We start from the raw sequence: 620 nt of genomic DNA, 5'->3' as shown, positions 1-620 counted from the left end.
GAAACTGCCAGCGGGTCACGTCACTGCGCTGCAGGGTTATCACAGCCAAGGCCTTGCCGCTCGCGCTCTGCCCGCCCTGGCGCGGCAGGACCAGCAGCTTGCCGTCGGCCACCTTCGCGGTGCAGTCGTGTTTTTTGGCCACACGGGTGATGAAGTTGAAGTCGGATTCACTGAGCTGGTCCATGCGCGGTACCCGGGTTTCGACCGGACACGACGGCTGCCAGCCATTGCGCGCGGCCACGTCGCCGACGATCTGCGCCAAGCTGACGTCTTCCCAACTGCCACTGCGCGTGGTTTTGCCGCTGCCGCGCATGTCGCTGGCCTTGCCGCTGATCACCAGTGTGCCCGGCGGACCGGAGACCGACACTTCATCCACGGTGAAGCGGCCCATTTGGGTCAGGTCGGCGCCGGCATAGCCCAGGTAGATCTCCATACTCGCACCACGGGCAGGCAGCGACACCACACCGTCGCGGTCGTCAATGCGCAGTTCAAATGAATCCGAGGCCATCCCGGGCCGGTCGGAGAGCTGCAGCGACACCAGCCGATCATTGATCAAGGTGGTGATGTCGGTGCCATCGGCGACGATACGGAAAAGTGGTTGCATGTCGGCACCTCAGACA

General features: G+C 64.0%; 1 pseudogene. It reads right to left on the bottom strand.

The features are described from left to right. A pseudogene (locus ACLD1X_RS29160) lies at positions 1 to 604 on the bottom strand (phage late control D family protein); the annotation flags it as partial. Positions 605 to 620: the final 16 nt, after the last annotated feature.

Source organism: Pseudomonas sp. 18173 (assembly GCF_050432945.1).
Taxonomy (GTDB): Bacteria; Pseudomonadota; Gammaproteobacteria; order Pseudomonadales; family Pseudomonadaceae; genus Aquipseudomonas.
The sequence above is the reverse complement of the archived record's forward strand: the minus strand, read 5'-3'. Positions and strand labels throughout refer to the sequence as shown.